Here is a 17,950-nt window from a genome sequence, read left to right on the forward strand (position 1 = left end):
CGACCGGGTTGCGGGTCGCACCAAAGCTCTCGACCGTCCCTGAGCGCCGCAGCGCCTGCGCCAAATTTGCAGGAGCGCTCACTTCGCTTCGATGCGCTGAGTATGGCCGCTGGTTGACATCCTTCTAAGGCGGCGGCAAAGCCAGCGATATCCTTGCTTGCCGCATCCAGCACGCCTTCCCACGCAGAAAGCTGATCATGTCTTCATCGCCGACGCCGTCCGTTTCTGACAGGCCCGCGAATCTGAGCGATCAACTCGCGCGTATCGTCGAGAAAGACTATCGGATCGGCATCATCGGGCTCGGTTATGTCGGCATCCCACTCGCGCTGACCGCCTGCAAGGCCAGTTTCCCGGTCGTCGGTTTCGATATCGACGCCAAGCGCGTCGCGCAGATCAACCGCGGCGAGAGCTTCATCAAACATATCCCGACCGAGGCCATCGCCGCCGCGATCAAGGCAGAGCGCTTCCGCGCCACCACCGATTTCGACGAGCTGCGCGACGTCGACGCCATCATCATCGCGGTGCCGACGCCGCTGACCAAGCATCGCGAACCCGATCTCAGCTATGTCGAGGCGACAGCGCGCGCGATCGCACCGCGCCTGCGCAAGGGCCATCTCGTCGTGCTGGAATCGACGACCTGGCCCGGCACGACCGACGAGATCATGCGCCCGATCTTCGAGAAGACCGGCCTGAAGAGCGGCGTCGATTTCTACCTCGCTTTCTCGCCCGAGCGCGAGGATCCCGGCAATCCGGATTTCGGCACCTCGACCATCCCGAAGGTCGTCGGCGGCGATGGTGCCGACGCGCTGAAGCTGGCCAACGCGGTCTACAGCGCACTCGTGGTCAAGACCGTGCCGGTCTCCTCCTCGGCGACGGCCGAGGCCGTGAAGCTGACCGAGAACATCTTCCGCGCCGTCAACATCGCGCTCGTGAACGAGCTCAAGGTGATCTACGGCAAGATGGGCATCGATGTCTGGGAGGTGATCGACGCCGCCAAGACCAAGCCCTTCGGCTTCATGCCGTTCTATCCGGGCCCCGGCCTCGGCGGGCACTGCATCCCGATCGACCCGTTCTACCTGACCTGGAAGGCGCGCGAGTTCGACGTCACCACGCGCTTCATCGAGCTCGCCGGGCAGATCAACACGGCCATGCCGCATTGGCTGGTCGACCGCGTCGCCGAGGCGCTCGACCGCCAGCAGGGCCGCGGCCTGAGCAAGGCGAAGATCCTGGTGATGGGCATCGCCTACAAGAAGAACATCGACGACATGCGCGAGAGCCCCTCGCTGCGCCTGATCGAATTGCTCGAGGAGCGCGGCGCCAAGGCCGACTATCACGACCCGCATGTGCCAGTGATCCCGCCGACCCGCGAGCATGCCAACCTGACCGGCCGCGCCTCGGTCGCGCTTTCGCCCGAGACGATCAAGGGCTATGACGCCATCCTGATCGCGACGGACCATGACGCGGTCGACTACAAGGCGCTCGTCGCTGCGGCCCGCCTCGTCGTCGACACGCGCAATGCCTGCGCCAAGGCCGGCCTGACCGGCGACACTATCGTCAAGGCCTGAGCCGAGACGCCCGGGAAACGCCAGAGACCACATCATGACGTCATTCGCACTGATCGGTGCCGCCGGCTATATCGCGCCGCGCCATATGAAGGCCATCAAGGCCGTCGGCGGCGACCTCAAGGTCGCCTTCGATCCCAACGATTCCGTCGGAATCATCGACAGCCACTTTCCGCAAGCGCATTTCTTCACCGAATTCGAGCGCTTCGACCGCCATGTCGACAAGCTGCGCCGCCGCGACGAACGCATCGACTATGTCTCGATCTGCTCGCCGAACTACCTGCACGACGCCCATATCCGCTTCGGCCTGCGCGCCGGCAGCGACGTGATCTGCGAGAAGCCGCTCGTCCTCAATCCCTGGAATATCGACGGGCTGATCGAGATCGAGCGCGACTCGGGCCGCAAGGTCAACACCATCCTGCAATTGCGCCTGCATCCAGCGATCCAGGCGCTGAAGGAGCGTGTCGCCGCCTCCAACAAGCGCCATTCCGTCGACCTGACCTACATCACCTCGCGCGGGCGCTGGTACCACGCCTCCTGGAAGGGCGACGATGCCAAGTCCGGTGGCGTCGCCACCAATATCGGCGTCCATTTCTTCGACATGCTCGCCTATGTCTTCGGGCCGCTGCAGTCGCAGACCGCGAATCTGCGCGAGGGCGAGCGCGCCGGCGGCCTGCTCTCCTACGAGAAGGCCGATGTGCGCTGGTTCCTCTCGGTTGATGCCAACGACCTGCCCGACAGCGTCAAGGGCCAGAAGACGACCTATCGCTCGATCACCATGGACGGCGAGGAGGTCGAGTTCTCCGACGGCTTCACCGACCTTCATACCCGCAGCTACGAGGAAATCCTGGCCGGCAAGGGCTATGGCCTCGAGGATGTCCGCTTCTCGATCGAGGTGGTCTCGCAGTTCCGCAACGCGCCGGTCGTGACCGCGGGCGAGACGCATCCCTTCGTCGCCAAGTACCTCAAGGGCTGAATCATGGCCGGCGCGTCGCAGATGCGGGAAGACCCGCGCTTTCCCGGCGCGCTCGTCCATGAAAGCGCCTATGTCGACGAGGGCGCGACGCTCGGCACCGGCACGAAAATCTGGCACTTCGTGCATGTGCTCGGCCAGACCACGATCGGCCGCGACTGCGTGCTCGGCCAGAACGTCATGGCCGGACCACGGGTGACCATCGGCGACGGCTGCAAGATCCAGAACAATGTCGCGCTCTATGACGGCGTCGAGCTGGAGGCGGACGTGTTCTGCGGCCCCTCCTGCGTCTTCACCAATGTCAACAACCCGCGCGCCTTCATGAACCGCAAGGCCGAGTTCCGCCGCACGCTGGTGAAGCGCGGCGCGAGCATCGGGGCGAACGCGACCATCGTCTGCGGGCACACGCTCGGGGCGTATTGCTTCATTGCCGCCGGCGCGGTGGTGACCAGGGACGTGCCGGACTATGCTCTGATGGCTGGCGTGCCGGCGCGCCGGATCGGCTGGATGAGCAAGGCCGGCGAGAGACTCGGGCCGGACCTGACCTGTCCGCTGACCGGAACACGCTACCGGGAAACCAGCCCGGAGCATCTGGAGGAGATGGCCTGATGAGCGAGCGTCCCGTGATCGAATTCATCGACCTCAAGGCCCAGCGCCAGCATATCGGCAAGGCCATGGACGAGGCGATCCTCAAGGTCGTCCATGACGGCAACTACATCCTTGGCCAGCAGGTCCAGCAGTTCGAGACCGAGCTCGCCGCCTTCTGCGGGGCCAAGCACGCGATCGGCGTCGCCAACGGCACGGACGCGCTGATCCTCGTTCTTGAAGCGCTCGGCATCGGCCCCGGCGATGCCGTGATCTGCCCGAGCTTCACCTTCGCGGCGACCGCCGAGGTCGTGGCCTGGATGGGCGCAACGCCCGTCTTCGCCGAAATCGACGAAGCGACCTACAATATCGATCCGAAGAGCCTCGGTGCCGCCCTCGAAACCGCGAAGCAGCACAAGCTGAACCCGCGCGCGCTGATCAGCGTCGACCTGTTCGGCCAGGCCTGCGACTACGAGCCGATCGAAGCCTTCTGCAAGCAGAACGGCCTCGCGCTGATCTCGGATTCGGCACAGGGCTACGGCGCCCGCTACAAGGGCCGGGTCGCCGGCGCGATCGGTGATTTCGCAACCACCAGCTTCTTCCCGGCCAAGCCGCTCGGCTGCTATGGCGACGGCGGCGCCATTCTCACCGACAACGACGAGCAAGCCGCGCTGTTGATGTCGCTGCGTTTCCACGGCAAGGGCTCTTACAAGTACGACAATGTCCGCGTCGGCGTGAATTCGCGGCTCGACACCATCCAGGCCGCCGTGCTGATCGAGAAGCTCAAGGTCTATGCCGAGGAGATCGAGAAGCGGCAGGTCGTGGCGCAGCGCTACACCGCGGCGCTCAAGGACCTCGTCGTGACGCCGCATGTCATGGCCGATTGCGTCTCGACCTGGGCCCAGTACACGATCCGTGTCGCAGCCGACCGGCGCGACGCCTTCCAGGCAGCGCTGAAGGCCAAGGGCGTACCGACCACGGTCTATTATCCGAAGCCCCTGCATCAGCAGACCGCCTACAAGCACTACCCCGTGGCCGGAAACGGCCTGCCGATCTCCGAGCGCGTCGCGCAGGAGGTCGTGGCGCTGCCGATGCACCCTTACCTCGACGAAGAGACGCAGGACTACATCATCGCAGCGGTGCGCGAGGCTCTGGCCGCACCGGTGGCCGCGGTGGCATGAGCCGGCCCTTGCGGCTGGCTTATCTCTCGCTGGAAACGCCGAGGCCGGGACAAGCTTCGCAAACCCATATCGACGAGATCATCTCCGGCCTTAAGGCCAGCGGCTGGCAGGTCGAGCTGTTCGCCACGCGCAGCGGCGGCGCGAGCACGCGTTCCTCATTCCTGCGCCGACTGCTCGATTATGGCCGGGTGCAAGCCAAGCTGGGCTTGCGGCTGCGTGAATTCGACGCCGTCTTCATCCGCTCGCATTTCATGGCATTGCCCCTGGTCCTGTGGGCGCTCCGGCGCAAGATCCCGGTGGTTCAGGAGATCAACGGCACCCCGGCGGATATCGGTGTGACCTATCGCTTCCTGAAGCCGCTCTCGCCCCTCTTTTCCTGGCTCTATCGCACACAGTACCGACAGGCCGCGCATCTGCTCGCGGTCACACCCGGGCTTGCTGACTGGGCCAAGACCTTCTCCGGGCATAGCCGGGTCAGCCTCGTCTCGAACGGCGCCAATACCGAGCTCTTCAGGCCGGGCGGCCCAGCCAGCCCCGTCGAGGGGCAATATGTCGTCTTCGTCGGCGGGCTGGTCGCCTGGCACGGCATCGGCACCATGCTGGCAGCCCTGAAGGAACCGGACTGGCCCGCCGATCTGCGGCTTGTCATCGTCGGCGACGGCATCGAGCGCGGCAAGGTCGAGCAAGCCCTTTCCGATCCCCGGCTCGCCTGGCTCGGCCGGCAGCCCTACGACGCTATTCCTGCGCTCGTGCGCGGCGCCCTGGCGTCGCTTTGCGTCATCGAGAACCAGGATGGCCGCTCCGCTTCGGGCGTGGCGCCTCTGAAGCTGTTCGAGGCCATGGCGTGCGGCGTTCCCGTCATCGCCAGCGACCTGCCCTTCCAGGCCGAGCTCGTCCGCGAGGCCAATGCCGGACTGATCGTGCCGCCGGCTGCCGCGCCGGCCATCGCATCAGCCGTGAAGACCCTCGCCGACGCCCCTGAGAAAGCCCGGTTGCTGGGCCGCAACGGCGCCGCCTATGTCGCCCGTGAAGCGAGCTGGCACCATCGCGGCCAGGAGATCGATCGCATTCTGCGATCGGTCATCTCACGATAAACCGCGAGCGTGATTTCGGCCGCTCCGCAAGGTGGATTTCTTGAGATATCGGCAAACTTCGACGGGTGCTCTGCAGTTCGGGATTGTATTGCGCCAAGGACCTGATAGCGCCAACCGGCTTTGCTCAAGAATCTCAAAACAGTGAACCGAGGGAACGGCCGCGCCGACATGACTGCCCTCGCCCCCTTGCCGGCGCTTGTCCTCGAACGGACCCGGCCGCAGCCATGACACGAATCGCACTCGTCTGCGTTTCGCCTCTGCAGCACGACTCGCGCGTGCTGCGTCATGCGGGGCTGCTCGCCGGCGCCGGCTATGACGTCCGCATCTTCGCGCAAGCGCCCTTGCCTGAAGTGCCCCCGGCCCCCGTCACGGTCATCCCCGGCCCGGGTAGCGATACACGTGTCCGCCTCGGCATGGTGCTCCGTCAGGCACCAGCTTCGCTCGTCCCGGCCAGTGCGGACCTCCTCTACTGGCTTTCACCAAGCCGGCTGTCGGCACGCAGGAACCTGCTCCGCTTCAAGCCCGATCTCGTCATCGCCAATGACTGGCGGGCACTGCCCCTCGCCTTTGCGGCCAAGCACGGCTGCGGGGCCCGCATCATCTACGACAGTCACGAATTTGCTCCGGAGGAATTCGCCGATAGCTGGCGCTGGCGCGTTCTCGCCCGGCAGCATGTCGTCAGGATCGAGGATCGCTATATCCGCGAGGCCGATGCGGTCGCGACCGTGAGCGACGGCATCGCCGATGCGCTCGCCGAGCGCTATGGCCTGACGCGACCAACCGTGATCTCCAACACGCCCACCTGGCAAGAGACCGCTTTCCGTCCCACCGGGCGGTCCATTACCGTGCTCTATCACGGCGCTGTCGTCCCCCGACGCGGCCTCGAGACCTTGATCGAGAGCGTCCCGCTCTGGCCGGACGCATTCCGGCTGGTGATCCGCGGGCCGGCCCAGGGCGGCTTCGACCAGCATCTGCATAGCCTCGCCGCGCCGTTCCGCGACCGTATCGCGCTGGAGCCGCCGGTCCCGGCCGATCGGCTGGTATCCGCAGCCGCACAAGCCGATATCGGCATCTTCCTCCTGTCGAACAGCACCACACATGCGCGGTTCGCCATGCCGAACAAGATCTTCGAGTACATGCAGGCGGGCCTGATGGTGATCAGCAGCGACCTGCCCGAGATCCGCAAGGTGGTTGAAACCGCGGGCTGCGGGCTCCTGCTTCCTCAGGACACGCCGCAGGCGATCGCCGCCTGCCTTGCCAGCCTCGACCACGCCCGTATCGACGCCAGCAAGCAGGCTGCCCTTCTCCGGGCCCGGGAGCTCAATTTCGCGGGGGAAGGTGCCAAGCTACTCGCGCTCGTGGCTCAGTTCGCCCTCGCCGAAAACTCCTGACAGCTTTGCCTCGAAGTCATCGCGGCGCGTCGTGCCCCGCGCGACCGGCCGACATCGTCACCCGCTCGATCGCCTTGAACAGGCGATCCGATTCTGCCTCCCAGTTCAACAGCTTGGCGGCTTCGAGAGAGCGTCTCTTGCAAGCGTCGATGTCGACGCGCGTGAAGCTATTGATCGCAACGGCGATCGCTTGCGGCGTAGCCTCGGGTATCGACCGGCCGAGATCGTGCTGACTCAGCAACGCCGTCATCTCCGGCAGGTCGGATACACATAGCGCAAGCCCGGCCATGGTATATTCGAAGAACTTGTTCGGCAGGACGTGAAGATTCTGCTTCGAATGGCCGGGCAGCGCAAACAGGCCGACATCGAAGCTGGAAGCCTCTTTCACCAAGTCGATCATCGGCACGGGCGGCGCCAATGTCACCCTGGCGTCAAGACCCGCCGCCCTGATCAGCCCAGCCAGCTTCTGGATATATTCAGCCGGCCCGGGCCCGCGGATCGTCAGATGAAATTCGGGGCGCCAGAATGCGACGCTCTCGATGCAAGCTTCGAGACCACGGCCGACATTGACCACGCCGTGATAGAGAACGCGAATCTGCTCGCCGCATGGCCGAAATGGATGCGCTTCGTAACACGGCATATTGCGAATTAGCAGCGGCTTTTCCGGCAAGGCGTAAAGCCCATGCAGGCGGTCGGCGATACCCTGCGACACGCAACTGGCAACGGCGGAGCCCGCGAAGCCCTCTCGTTCGATCGCAGCGATGACCGGACGCTGGACCAGCCGCCAGACGAGACGTTGAGCATATTCATCGACCGCCAGTTCATGCGTATCGTACGCATAGGGCACGCCCTGTTCGGCCGCGAGCCGGCGAGCAATGGGCAGCGCCGTCCAGTCGTTGGCGAGCCAGATATCGACCTTTTCCGGCCGCGCCACTTGGTAGAGCTGGCCGAACCCCTCGTTCAACCGCCAATAGGCGCGGCCCGCATGCTCTTGGACGACGTAAACCAGAGCGACGTCCTTCAGGCGCTTCGCCCGCCGCAGCACTGGCGCAATCGCACGCCCGTAGACCCTGGTCAACGCCTTGGGAAACCAGCGAGGCCGCGCCCGCGGCAGCGGGTTCAATGGACGGCCTGCTGCGCGGCCGACACCGTTCTCGCCGGCAAGGTGGCTCGCGGGACTGTCGGCTTCGATCACCAGGCACGGCCAGTCCGGTGGCCGCGAACGGGCTTCCGGCAGGCCGACCGCAATTACGTCCCATCCGCGCGAATGGAAAAGATCGCCTTGGCGACGAACGCGCGGGTCGTCCGGAATCGCCGAGAAGCAGATCAGTCCGATGCGCGGCCGGCGCGCCGGCGAAATGGCCATGTTCGAGGAATCTTTCAAAAGAGACGTTCGTCGGCGAAAGTCGCCGGACCGAAGCCTGCCTACCACGTCAATCGCCGCTCAACGGCTATGATCCATTCGTCTTCTTCACGAGAGCCGGCGCCCACTTCTCTCGAACAATATTCTAGCGACCGCCCAGGCGCATATGGACCGCCTTTCTGATGGCCGCAGGAAGGAGCTTCCAAAACAAGAGAACGAGCTTCGTATGCGGCCGCAGCCGCTCATCTGCCGGGTAAAGCGAGACGCGATTGATGAATGCCATCGCATCGACTGCACCATACCGGGCTCGCATTGGTAACGCTCGCCACAATCGCCTCAGTCCCCGCCGTATTGATCGAGCCCCTCTTCTATCCTTCGGAGACGGGTTCGCACAATCGAACAGAAGTGCTTGCACCGCCGCTCTGGCAAAAGCCGGCTGGATGATTTGATTGGAAACCACCTTGGGCGCGCCCTGAGCCGGCCATGCAGCTACTGGCAATTGGTCTGCAAATGCAGCCGCGATCGGAATTGAATAGAGGCGCGCCCGTCGCCGGGGAGCGGTTCGTTGGTCCAGGTAAGCATCCACGCCATGAACAAATGCCGCATATGAATATCGATCGGTGGCGATGACGTCTCGATAAGCCCGATCCGTCATACCTCGCAAAAACTCGTCATCCCGCAGCTTTTCAACAATATCATCGAAATTTGAATAATCGGCCTTCAACGGAAGATAATGGACATCTGGCTTCACAACGCCTGAATATTCACCTTCAAAAAGCACAAGGGCAGTACGAAGCCTGATCGACTCGAATATTTTTGGAGAAACTTGGTTCATGCGAACCTCACCCTCGCGCCCTTGAAGGAAGCGCTGAGCGAAATCCTTATACGGCATATCCTTGTTCGCCAGAGCTGCGATGCGCAAAGATCCGTCGTGATCAAAGATGTTCGCGCCGCTCTCCGTTCCGAGCGTGGCTCGCGCCGAGCCCAGAAAGCGATACCAATCGTCGCCATAAATGCGCTTGGCGTCATCGACTTCCACGTCGACAGGCAATCCGCGCTCTGCCGAGAGCCGCTTCACCTCTACGCCAATCTGATATTTCTGCTGCCCAAGATCACCGTAATGATAAGGCAGCATGCGACCGCGATAAGCGATAAGCGTCTTTCGTTCTGCCAATGGCAGGGCAAAGTCGTCTATTTGAGGGTCTTCGGGAACATATCCTGTTAAGGTCGGCACGAAATCGACCATTGGAAAGCGGGATCGAGGATAGACTTTTTCAATTTCGTCCATCGGCACGTTTGTAAACACCGCGTCCACGCCGAGCCGTTCGATCCAGGCCCGCGCCGTTTCGGTGCCTTCGTATTCATCCTGCGCGAACAGGAGCTTCGGCCCGTCGTAGCGCGCGATAACCGACGCCATGGGATCGAGGATATGATCCAGAATCGAAACCCTGACCGAATAGTGGATCAGCACGGCATCGAAAGGGGAAAAATCCAAACCATCCGTGTCGACATGTCCTGTGATCGGCATCATAAAAACATCATGCCGCGAATACTTCTGGAAGGCTTCCAGATGCTCGAATATCGTTTTGACGTGGGTTGAGCCATCATCGTACAGAACGAGAATGTTGAGGCGAATCTTCTTACGTGACCTCAACGCAACCGCGTCGACAACCGTCCTGCTGAGCTCAGCGAAACGCCCGTCATAAGACTGCCTATCGCCGGCATCGCGGCGGATTTCGAGATATGCCGGCTCTGATCTTGTCGGTGCCAGCTCTCGCAGCTTCTGAGCGAATTCAACCGCCGTTTCGGCAATGCTAAAAAGCTGCGGCTCGTTTTCGAGCGCATCGATCGGAACGCTGACGACAGGAAGCCCGCAAGCAACGTATTCGTAGGCTTTCAAAGGCAGCGACTGCCGGATCAAGGGACCTTTCAGGAACGGAATCAGGCCAACCGTTGCGCTCTTGGCGAGCTCCGCAATCTGCTTGGGAGACAGTTCTCCCTTATATTCGACATTTGGTAGAGCAGAGAGAACGCTCCATTGCGGTCCGGCATCTTTGATGTGCCCGCAATACCAAAAGCGCCATTCTGGCATCTGCTGCGCCAACTCGATCACAAGCGGGTAATCGAGCCTGGCATTGATGCCGCCTTGGTAAAGAGCGATGTTGCCGGCTGAGGCATCGTGCTCGGCCGCGCCACTATCCCGCCAAAAAGCGAAGTCGCAGCCATTGGCCAACGTGATCGCCCTGCCGGAGTATTGGGAGAGATCGCGATAGGTTCGGGTCAAGGCTTTCGACACGCCAACCACGAGGTCGACGCGAGAAAGAACCCGCAAGAGCGGCGCGCGTACGGAACGGTCCGAAACCGCCCATTGGTCGTCGTCCAACAGGTAATTTTCTGTCGCGTGATAGACCGCATATCGGGCGTTCGATCGTGCGATATAGTTTTCAAAGAAGACGTTATAAATCCACAATAACGGTCGCCGGACGCCACGTTCATTGAGTGCAGCCGCCAAACCCGCGGCCGCTTTCGGCGTGTAGTGGGGGGGTGCGTGGACGATCGTCACATTGGGATGGTCGGAGGCCTCGAAGGAAACCTCTGTGCCGACAGCATCCGGCTGTACGAAGAAGACCGGGAGCACGCGCGCAAATCGGGAAGCGTAATGGAAACGGTTGCTTCGCGGCTCGGTCCTCCAATCCGACCAGGTCAACATCACGACCGCATCGAACAGCGATGCGAGTGAGGGTTCGTCGTGATCTAACATTGGCGCTCAGCTAGAATCAGGGCATCCCACGCATGGAAGCGTAGTGCGCTGCGACGTCGGCCGTAATAGTGGGACGAAATGCGGCTTTGCCGATGCCGATAATGGAAATTGTGGGGACCGTGCGCCCAATAGAAAGGTTTTGCAAACCTTCCGGCTGGGATGCAGCGGCGTAGACACACCGCAACTTGCAAAGTTCTTCTTCGACGGCGGCCATGTTGTTCGCCTCTATGCCTTTCTGATCGGCGGGTTCGTCTAGCATGTACGCGCGGTCGCGTCAGCACGAATGAGCCTCAGGTGCCCATTTTGATCGGTGCCCGATTTGTAAGGCAATTTTATGCGGTTGCCCGCGCCTGTTACAGAGAAGGCTCGCGGCAGTATCGCACCCGGCTCGACCGAACCGCGCAAGCGGACAAGATGCAGCCGCTCGCGCTGCGGCGAGTGCAATTCCGCCGTTCTCCGAATCGCGAAAGCGCTCTAGACACGTGAAGCAGTGGAAGGCCGGCAGCGGAACGATCATGATTCAGGTTTTCACCGTCCTCGGTGCCCGGCCGCAGTTCATCAAGGCCGCACCCGTCAGCCGCGCGATCGCCCAGATGGGGTTGACCGAAACCATCGCCCATACCGGCCAACACTTCGATGCCTTGATGTCGGATGTCTTCTTCGAAGAGCTGTCAATCCCGAAGCCTGCTTATCATCTTGAGATCAACAGCCTCGGCCATGGCGCCATGACCGGCAGAATGCTGGAGAAGCTCGAAGGGGCCATGCTGGCCGAGAATCCCGATATCGTGCTCGTTTACGGCGACACCAATTCGACCGTGGCTGGGGCCTTGGCCGCAGCAAAGCTGCACATTCCGGTGGCGCATGTCGAGGCTGGTCTGCGCTCTTTCAATCGGCAGATGCCGGAGGAAATTAACCGCGTCGTCACCGATCACGTCAGTACCCTGCTCTTCTGTCCGACGCAGACCGCCGTTCACAACCTGACGCAGGAAGGCATCGTTGCCGGTGTCCACGCAACCGGTGATGTCATGTTCGACACGACAATCGCTGCGATCGAACGGGCGAGAGGGCGCTCTACCATCCTGACCGATCTCGCAATCCAGCCCAAACGCTATGCCGTGGCGACGGTTCATCGAGCCGAGAATACCGACGATCCAGCTCGCTTTGCCCGTGTCGTTGCCTGGCTGGAAGATGCGGCTCGCTCCATTCCCATCATCATGCCGGTCCACCCGCGCACCCGGAAACTGCTGACGCAACGCGGAGTGGTACCTGCCGGGCTGAGGTTGATCGACCCGATCGGCTATCTCGACATGGCGTGGCTGGTGAACCAGTCCGCGGCCGTATTCACGGATTCGGGCGGCCTGCAGAAAGAAGCCTATTTTCATCGCGTGCCCTGTGTCACGCTACGCGACGAGACGGAATGGGTCGAAACGATCGATGCCGGCTGGAACCGCCTCTGGACCGCTTCAGACTATGCGCCGCGGCGCGACATCCCCGACTATGGCGACGGCCGATCGGCGATCACGATCGCGGAGATCCTGAAAGCGGCCCTCTGAGACACCGCAGCTTTCAGGGAAGTCTGCAGTGTCTCACCCGCGAGTCGTCGCGACGCTCAGGCTGTCCGCCGACAATAGGCGATCAGATACAGTCGGCCGTCATGCCCCGCGAAGAACTCCGTGAACAGCGGCGCTGCCTTGGCGAGCGCATTCAGCTGCATCGCCTTGTCATCATCATAAGGGTCGATCAGAATCGAGCGCGGCGTCGGCTCGGCTTCAGTCGGGACCGTGATATCCCAATGATCGCCGGTGGCCGGAACGTGAAGCAGGTCGAAGGCAGCCGGCCCGGCCTGTTCGATCCGCTCGAGCTGCAATCCCGGCAAGCGCTCCATCAGGCGGCTCAGCGCTTCCGCCCCGAACAGGGAAACATGGAAGGGCGGCACTGCGTTCGGTGACGAGCCCTGCGAAATCTCGGCGTTCAGCCGGGTAAACTGCGGTACGACCGTCACCAGCCAGCCGCCCGGCCGCACGAGCTCGGCATAGCTCGCCAGAAATGCCGCAGGATCCGGAATGTGCTCCAGGACAGCGACGGACGACACAACGTCGAACAGCAGTCCCTGCGCCCGTAGCATCTCGGGATTGCCGTCGAGCACCTCCAGATCAAACAGGCTCTTGGCGATCGCGCCCGACTCGCGGTTGAGCTCGTTCAACGCCACCGTCCAGTGAGGACGCTTGCTCTTGACCAGCGCTGCGAAGGCACCAAGCCCACCACCGACATCGAGCCATCGGCCCGAGGGGATATCCCCGCTCACCTGTTCGACGATCTGCTCGAGTACGTCGGCCGGTGCGGAAAACGGCGTCATCTTGCCGCCCTGCCTCAGCAGCGGCAGTTCGAAGAGCTGGCGCGTACGCGTGTAATAGGCGCCAGAATACAATTCGGCGAGGACATGATCGGGCGGAAACGGATCGACGCAGACAAAGCCGCACGCTGCGCAGCGCGCATGGTTGAAGCCATATTTCTTGAAGAGCGGCGCAAGCGCATGCGATCCGCAGGCAGGGCAGTCCTGATGGCGAGGCCATGCATCCGGGTAGCCACCGCGCCCGATGCAGACAGCCTCGATCTCCTCCCGCAAGGTCTTGTAGCTCACGCCGGGCGGTGTGAGCTCAAGCGAGAGGGGCCTGTTGGCCGAAACCGCCTTCTCTAGGGTCCGGCCGCCGGCATCCCCTGCGGCCGGTGTAGCCTCGTACGAGACGCTCGCGTCCAGGAAGATCGGCGCGCCGATATCCATGCCGGCGTCGTCGACACTGAAGATGTAATGGAAGTGGCGGTATTCATAGAATTCCCAGCTTCCCGGTGTATTGGGCAGGAGTCCCAGCGACAGGAAATACTCACCCTTGCGGAAAGGCACCGCTGGAAAGTGCAGCGTCACGATCCCGCTGCGGCCGGCCTTCTTGCGATCCGCGGCATCAGCGTAGCTTTCGCGGGTTTCGGTCGGCCTGATATTCTGCGTGAAGAACTGGGCGACCGGCGCAAGATCGTGACGCCCGTTCACAGCGACCGCAACGCCCAGCGTCGTCTCGGGCAGGTCTCCCTCGACGCGATAGCGAATACGGAGCGAAAAGGGTTTCAGGAGCGTCAGGCGCGTGCTCGATGCTCCTGCGGCATCGAACATCTCGACACCCTCGATGAACACCGGTCCGCGACGAAACACCTGTTTCGTCGCGCCACTCCCCGCTACGATCTCCTTAATCGTATTCGGCTCACCCGTTTCCAGCCCCATTTCCGCTTTCGCGGCGGCAGTCAGGTCGTCCTCGACCGTATCGAGCCAGCCCGCCGAATCGGCCTGCTCATGTGCTGCCAGATCATAGGCCTGGACGACATTGATAGCCGGGCCGACCATCTTGATCCGACCCTTCTCCATCCACATCACCCGCTGACATAACTGGGCGAGCAGCCCCGTGCCATGCGAGACGAGAATCACGGTGCGGCCATGCGAGCAGAGCTGACGGATACGGCGCATGCACTTCTGCACGAAGGCCGAATCGCCTGCCGCCAAGGCCTCGTCGATGATCAGGATGTCCGGATCGACCGCAGTTGCGATCGAGAAGGCCAACCGCGAATGCATGCCGCTCGAATAGGTCTTGACCGGCCGCTCGATGAAGTCTGCGAGTCCGCTGAAATCAATGATGTCGTCGATTTTCCGGTCGATCTCCTGACGGTCCATCCCGTAGAGCAAACCGCTCAGATAGATGTTTTCCCGACCGGAATATTCCGGGTTGAAGCCGAGCCCCAGCTCAAGGATCGCGGTAACCCGCCCTGTGATGTCGACCTGGCCGGAGGTCGGCTCCAGCACGCCGGTGACGAGCTTCAACAGCGTCGACTTGCCGGCCCCGTTCGTGCCGATAATGCCAAGCACCTCGCCGCGCATGACATCGAAGCTCACGCTGTCCAGCGCCCTGAAGATCTGGTGACGCGGCCGGCGTGTCAGGATCTCGAGCGCAAGATCGATCGGCTTGGCATAGACTTCGTATTCCTTGACCAGGTTACGGACCTGGATGGCAACGTCGCTCATCGCGGAACCTTCAGACGACGCTCGAGAAGTGATGCCGGAGCCGGGAGAACACGTAGGAACCGGCGAGCACCGCGGCCCCCGAAAAGACGATCAGCCCAAGCCAGGCAGCCGGCCCACGAACGCTCTCGTAGTAGATGATCTCCTGATAGCACCAGATCAGATAGCTGAACGGATTGAGATCGACGACGAACCTGAGTGCCCCCGGGACCATGTTCGGCAGGTAGACGATCGGAACGAGATAGATGTTGATCGTCACGAAGATACGAACCAGTTCCGGTACATCGCGAAAATAGGGCGTGAGGGAAGCGAGCAGCATCGCCAGTCCCCAGAGCAGCGCGAGATGGAGCCCAAAAACCACAGGCAGAAGCAGGAAGCTCCAAGGCAAATGGCCGCGCGTCATCACCGCGTAAACAATGACGCAAGCGAAGAGCAACCCCTGAACCAGAACCGAAGCGAGAACCGTCTTCGCGATCAGGACTTCCGTCGGAAAGGTGACCTTCTTCACGATGGCAGCGTTCGAAACGATGACGTGCGAGGAACGCGCCAGGACATCGGCGGTCATCAGCCAGGGCGCCAGGCCGGAAAACAGGTAGACGAGATAATCCGTCGGGCCCTTTTCGCCGATGCGCATGCTGAAGACGACTGAGAACAGAAACGCATAGACCGCGAACAGGAAAAGCGGGTGCACGACGAGCCAGATCACGCCGGCCGCCTGCCCGGCATGCAGGTCCGTCAGTTCCCGGCGCGTCATCTCACGCACAAGGGCGCGGTTGTGCCAAACCGATCTCAAGATGCGGCCGACGCCGAGACCGCCCTCACCTGGGCTGGCGCCCCGACGTATGTGCTGTGCGCCCTCCGTCTCGTCGCTCATCCGTTCCGCCGTCATCTCGCGCTACAAAATCGAGCCGGCATATCAGGAGTAGCGCTTCACGTCAGGCACGAAATGCGCGTGGCTCATCATGCAGCGCATGACCGTCTCGCGGTTGGCCTTCGTCCATTCGACCGTGCGGCGAATGCCCTCTTCATGCGGGACGCTCGCCACGAAGCCGAGCTTTTCGCGGGCCTTGTCGGTCGCGGCGAAGCGCTGGCCGGAGCGGTCCCAGTCGCGCGCCGGAGTCAGGGCGATCGGCGTCGCATTGCCGGTCGCCACGTTGATGCGTTCGGCGAGCTCGCGGATCGAAATCTCAGCGCCCGAACCGAGATTGTAGATCTCGCCGGGTTCACCTTTCAGGCCACAGGCCATGAGGCCGCGCGCCATGTCTTCGACGAAGATGAAGTCCCGGGTGGCAATGCCGCCGTTCTCGACCGGCAGCGCTTCGCCATGCAGCGACTTCCAGATGAAGGTCGGGGTCACGTTGCGCCAGACCGTCGCCGGGGTCCCGCGCCAGCGGCCCGCGCCCAGGATCTCGCCCGGACCATAGACGTTCTGGAACCGCGCCTTGACGAAGGGCAGGCCGTGCCGCGTGAAATAATAGTTGCCGTACATCTCGCCGATCAGCTTCGAGATGGAATACGGGCTGTCGTGGAAGAGCGAGACCGGCGCGTCCTCGGTCGTCGCCGTAGCGCCGTCGAAGGTCTTGGCGGCCACGGCGCAGCCGGCGGCCGAATAGACCACCTTCTTCAGCGACTTGATGTCCTTCAGCCGCTCGAACAGCTTCAGCGTGGTCAGCGTGTTGTTCTCATGATCCATCAGCGGATCGTGGATCGAGGATTGGTTCCCGTGGAAACAGGCGAGGTGATAGGCATAGTCGAGATCGCTATCGAGCTCCGCCAGGATGCGATCATTGGTGATCGGCCCGGAGACGAGCTTCACCGCCGGGTCGTCCGGAACGTTGATCGGGTCGGCCGAGAGGAAGTTGTCGACGATCGTCAGCTTGCGCGGCTTTTCACGCAGGATCTGCTTCACCAGATTGGAGCCGACGAAGCCGGCGCCGCCGACGACCAGCACGTTCTTGCCAGCAAAGCTTTCAGTCATGGAAAAAATCCGTTTGGAAGATGAGGCAGAGCGAGCCTGGCAGGCAAAGGCGGTCAGACCTTCGCCGGCGGCGCCTTGAGGTGGCTGTAGATTGCGGTGACGCCGTGCTGGTCGTACCAGGCCAGCATGCGCCGGATGGTCTGTTCGAAGGAGTAACGCGGCTTCCAGCCGAAGGCCTCGATCGTCTTCGAGGGATCGAGCACGACAGCCGGAACGTCGTCGGCCCCCGCCTCGACCTCCGGCACGGGTTCGCTGAGCGTGATACCGAGATGGTCGACGACGATGTCGAAGATCTCCTTGATCGTATGGCCAGTCCCGGTCGAGACGTTGAACAGGCCTGTCGGCGCTCCCTCGGCCATGACCGCATCCATCACCGAGAAGAAATCATCCATGTCGATGAAGTCGCGGATCGTCTTCGAGCAGAAGCAGCCCTTGCCGGCCTTCAGCCGCGTATAGAAGGTCGGAATCGGCCCAATCGCCAGGCGGGGGCCAGTCACATTGGCGAGCCGCAGCGAAACGAAGGGCAGACCCGAGATCGCGAGGTAGTTCTCGCCGGCCTGCTTGGAGATGCCATAGCTGGTGAAGGGGCGCGCCGGCGCATCGGCAGGGATCGGCAGCGCCTCGGGCCTGCCGTAGCCGAGCGCGGTGTGGAAATTCACGAAGCGCTGCACGCCGGCGGCCTTGGCCGCCTCGACGACATGGATCGTGCCCTCGACATTGGTGCGCGTATCCTCGAGCCAGTCGTCCGGATCCTTGTAGGCCGCCGCCGAATGGATGACATGGGTCGGCTTGAATTCGGCGAACAGGCCATCGACCAGTGCGCGGTCCTGAACCTTGCCCTCGACGAGCCGCAATGCAGGATGCGCATCCGGCAGCGAGCCATGATGCCCGGTCGCGAAATTGTCGAGCACCAGAACTTCGTGCCCGGCTTCGAGATAGCGCTCGGTCAGGTTCGAACCGAGGCAGCCGGCGCCACCGGTGATCAGGATACGCATCATC

At 62.5% G+C, this 17,950-nt stretch carries 14 protein-coding genes; 7 read left to right on the top strand and 7 right to left on the bottom strand.

Annotation, left to right across the window (positions count from 1 at the left end; all coding sequences use genetic code 11):
• Positions 1 to 197 precede the first annotated feature (197 nt).
• The 6 genes from ACODTJ_RS11175 (at position 198) to ACODTJ_RS11200 (ending at position 6,786) form a co-directional block, all read left to right on the top strand.
• Positions 198 to 1,565, top strand: a complete 1,368-nt coding sequence (locus ACODTJ_RS11175) for a nucleotide sugar dehydrogenase (RefSeq protein ID WP_488848806.1) — start codon at positions 198 to 200, stop codon at positions 1,563 to 1,565.
• 34 nt (positions 1,566 to 1,599) lie between these two features.
• Positions 1,600 to 2,538, top strand: coding sequence for a Gfo/Idh/MocA family oxidoreductase (locus tag ACODTJ_RS11180; protein WP_488848808.1), 939 nt, complete (start codon positions 1,600 to 1,602; stop codon positions 2,536 to 2,538).
• A gap of 3 nt (positions 2,539 to 2,541) precedes the next feature.
• Positions 2,542 to 3,144 (top strand): acyltransferase, encoded by a 603-nt coding sequence (locus ACODTJ_RS11185; RefSeq protein ID WP_488848809.1) that lies wholly within the window; start codon positions 2,542 to 2,544, stop codon positions 3,142 to 3,144.
• A complete protein-coding gene (locus ACODTJ_RS11190) occupies positions 3,144 to 4,301 on the top strand; it encodes a DegT/DnrJ/EryC1/StrS family aminotransferase (RefSeq protein ID WP_488848811.1) in 1,158 nt (385 codons plus the stop codon). The genes ACODTJ_RS11185 and ACODTJ_RS11190 overlap by 1 nt, the downstream gene beginning before the upstream one ends.
• Complete coding sequence (locus ACODTJ_RS11195; protein WP_488848813.1) at positions 4,298 to 5,395, top strand: glycosyltransferase; 1,098 nt, start codon at positions 4,298 to 4,300, stop codon at positions 5,393 to 5,395. The genes ACODTJ_RS11190 and ACODTJ_RS11195 overlap by 4 nt, the downstream gene beginning before the upstream one ends.
• Positions 5,396 to 5,619: 224 nt before the next feature.
• Complete coding sequence (locus ACODTJ_RS11200; protein WP_488848814.1) at positions 5,620 to 6,786, top strand: glycosyltransferase; 1,167 nt, start codon at positions 5,620 to 5,622, stop codon at positions 6,784 to 6,786.
• 16 nt (positions 6,787 to 6,802) lie between these two features.
• Here the strand turns inward: ACODTJ_RS11200 and ACODTJ_RS11205 are convergent, their stop codons facing one another.
• The 3 genes from ACODTJ_RS11205 to ACODTJ_RS11215 all read right to left on the bottom strand — a co-directional run bounded on the left by ACODTJ_RS11205 (position 6,803) and on the right by ACODTJ_RS11215 (position 11,124).
• A complete protein-coding gene (locus ACODTJ_RS11205) occupies positions 6,803 to 8,152 on the bottom strand; it encodes a glycosyltransferase family protein (protein WP_488848815.1) in 1,350 nt (449 codons plus the stop codon).
• Between the two features lie 142 nt (positions 8,153 to 8,294).
• Positions 8,295 to 10,910 carry a glycosyltransferase gene (locus tag ACODTJ_RS11210; protein ID WP_488848816.1) on the bottom strand — a complete coding sequence of 872 codons (2,616 nt, stop codon included), beginning with the start codon at positions 10,908 to 10,910 and terminating at the stop codon, positions 8,295 to 8,297.
• Between the two features lie 16 nt (positions 10,911 to 10,926).
• Complete coding sequence (locus ACODTJ_RS11215) at positions 10,927 to 11,124, bottom strand: hypothetical protein (protein WP_488848817.1); 198 nt, start codon at positions 11,122 to 11,124, stop codon at positions 10,927 to 10,929.
• 301 nt (positions 11,125 to 11,425) lie between these two features.
• On the opposite strand from ACODTJ_RS11215, the gene wecB reads away from it, so the two are divergent.
• Positions 11,426 to 12,463: a non-hydrolyzing UDP-N-acetylglucosamine 2-epimerase gene (wecB, locus tag ACODTJ_RS11220; RefSeq protein ID WP_488848819.1), complete on the top strand. Its 1,038-nt coding sequence runs from the start codon at positions 11,426 to 11,428 to the stop codon at positions 12,461 to 12,463.
• Positions 12,464 to 12,519: 56 nt separating this feature from the next.
• Here the strand turns inward: wecB and ACODTJ_RS11225 are convergent, their stop codons facing one another.
• Genes ACODTJ_RS11225 through ACODTJ_RS11240 form a run of 4 tightly spaced genes read right to left on the bottom strand, consistent with a single transcriptional unit; the run spans position 12,520 to position 17,949 of the window.
• Positions 12,520 to 14,976 carry an ATP-binding cassette domain-containing protein gene (locus tag ACODTJ_RS11225; RefSeq protein WP_488848821.1) on the bottom strand — a complete coding sequence of 819 codons (2,457 nt, stop codon included), beginning with the start codon at positions 14,974 to 14,976 and terminating at the stop codon, positions 12,520 to 12,522.
• Between the two features lie 10 nt (positions 14,977 to 14,986).
• Positions 14,987 to 15,847, bottom strand: coding sequence for an ABC transporter permease (locus tag ACODTJ_RS11230; RefSeq protein ID WP_488848823.1), 861 nt, complete (start codon positions 15,845 to 15,847; stop codon positions 14,987 to 14,989).
• Between the two features lie 42 nt (positions 15,848 to 15,889).
• Positions 15,890 to 16,951, bottom strand: a complete 1,062-nt coding sequence (locus tag ACODTJ_RS11235) for an NAD-dependent epimerase/dehydratase family protein (protein ID WP_488848824.1) — start codon at positions 16,949 to 16,951, stop codon at positions 15,890 to 15,892.
• A gap of 53 nt (positions 16,952 to 17,004) precedes the next feature.
• On the bottom strand, positions 17,005 to 17,949 hold the full coding sequence (locus ACODTJ_RS11240; RefSeq protein ID WP_488848826.1) for an NAD-dependent epimerase/dehydratase family protein: 945 nt from the start codon (positions 17,947 to 17,949) through the stop codon (positions 17,005 to 17,007).
• Between the last annotated feature and the right edge of the window lies 1 nt (position 17,950).

This window comes from Allobosea sp. FG18, from assembly GCF_057809495.1.

Coding starts and splice junctions, on each gene's coding strand:
- ACODTJ_RS11175 (WP_488848806.1), top strand. CDS start 198: ATGTCTTCATCGCCGACGCCGTCCGTTTCTGACAGGCCCGCGAATCTG.
- ACODTJ_RS11180 (WP_488848808.1), top strand. CDS start 1,600: ATGACGTCATTCGCACTGATCGGTGCCGCCGGCTATATCGCGCCGCGC.
- ACODTJ_RS11185 (WP_488848809.1), top strand. CDS start 2,542: ATGGCCGGCGCGTCGCAGATGCGGGAAGACCCGCGCTTTCCCGGCGCG.
- ACODTJ_RS11190 (WP_488848811.1), top strand. CDS start 3,144: ATGAGCGAGCGTCCCGTGATCGAATTCATCGACCTCAAGGCCCAGCGC.
- ACODTJ_RS11195 (WP_488848813.1), top strand. CDS start 4,298: ATGAGCCGGCCCTTGCGGCTGGCTTATCTCTCGCTGGAAACGCCGAGG.
- ACODTJ_RS11200 (WP_488848814.1), top strand. CDS start 5,620: ATGACACGAATCGCACTCGTCTGCGTTTCGCCTCTGCAGCACGACTCG.
- ACODTJ_RS11205 (WP_488848815.1), bottom strand. CDS start 8,152: ATGGCCATTTCGCCGGCGCGCCGGCCGCGCATCGGACTGATCTGCTTC.
- ACODTJ_RS11210 (WP_488848816.1), bottom strand. CDS start 10,910: ATGTTAGATCACGACGAACCCTCACTCGCATCGCTGTTCGATGCGGTC.
- ACODTJ_RS11215 (WP_488848817.1), bottom strand. CDS start 11,124: ATGGCCGCCGTCGAAGAAGAACTTTGCAAGTTGCGGTGTGTCTACGCC.
- wecB (WP_488848819.1), top strand. CDS start 11,426: ATGATTCAGGTTTTCACCGTCCTCGGTGCCCGGCCGCAGTTCATCAAG.
- ACODTJ_RS11225 (WP_488848821.1), bottom strand. CDS start 14,976: ATGAGCGACGTTGCCATCCAGGTCCGTAACCTGGTCAAGGAATACGAA.
- ACODTJ_RS11230 (WP_488848823.1), bottom strand. CDS start 15,847: ATGAGCGACGAGACGGAGGGCGCACAGCACATACGTCGGGGCGCCAGC.
- ACODTJ_RS11235 (WP_488848824.1), bottom strand. CDS start 16,951: ATGACTGAAAGCTTTGCTGGCAAGAACGTGCTGGTCGTCGGCGGCGCC.
- ACODTJ_RS11240 (WP_488848826.1), bottom strand. CDS start 17,949: ATGATGCGTATCCTGATCACCGGTGGCGCCGGCTGCCTCGGTTCGAAC.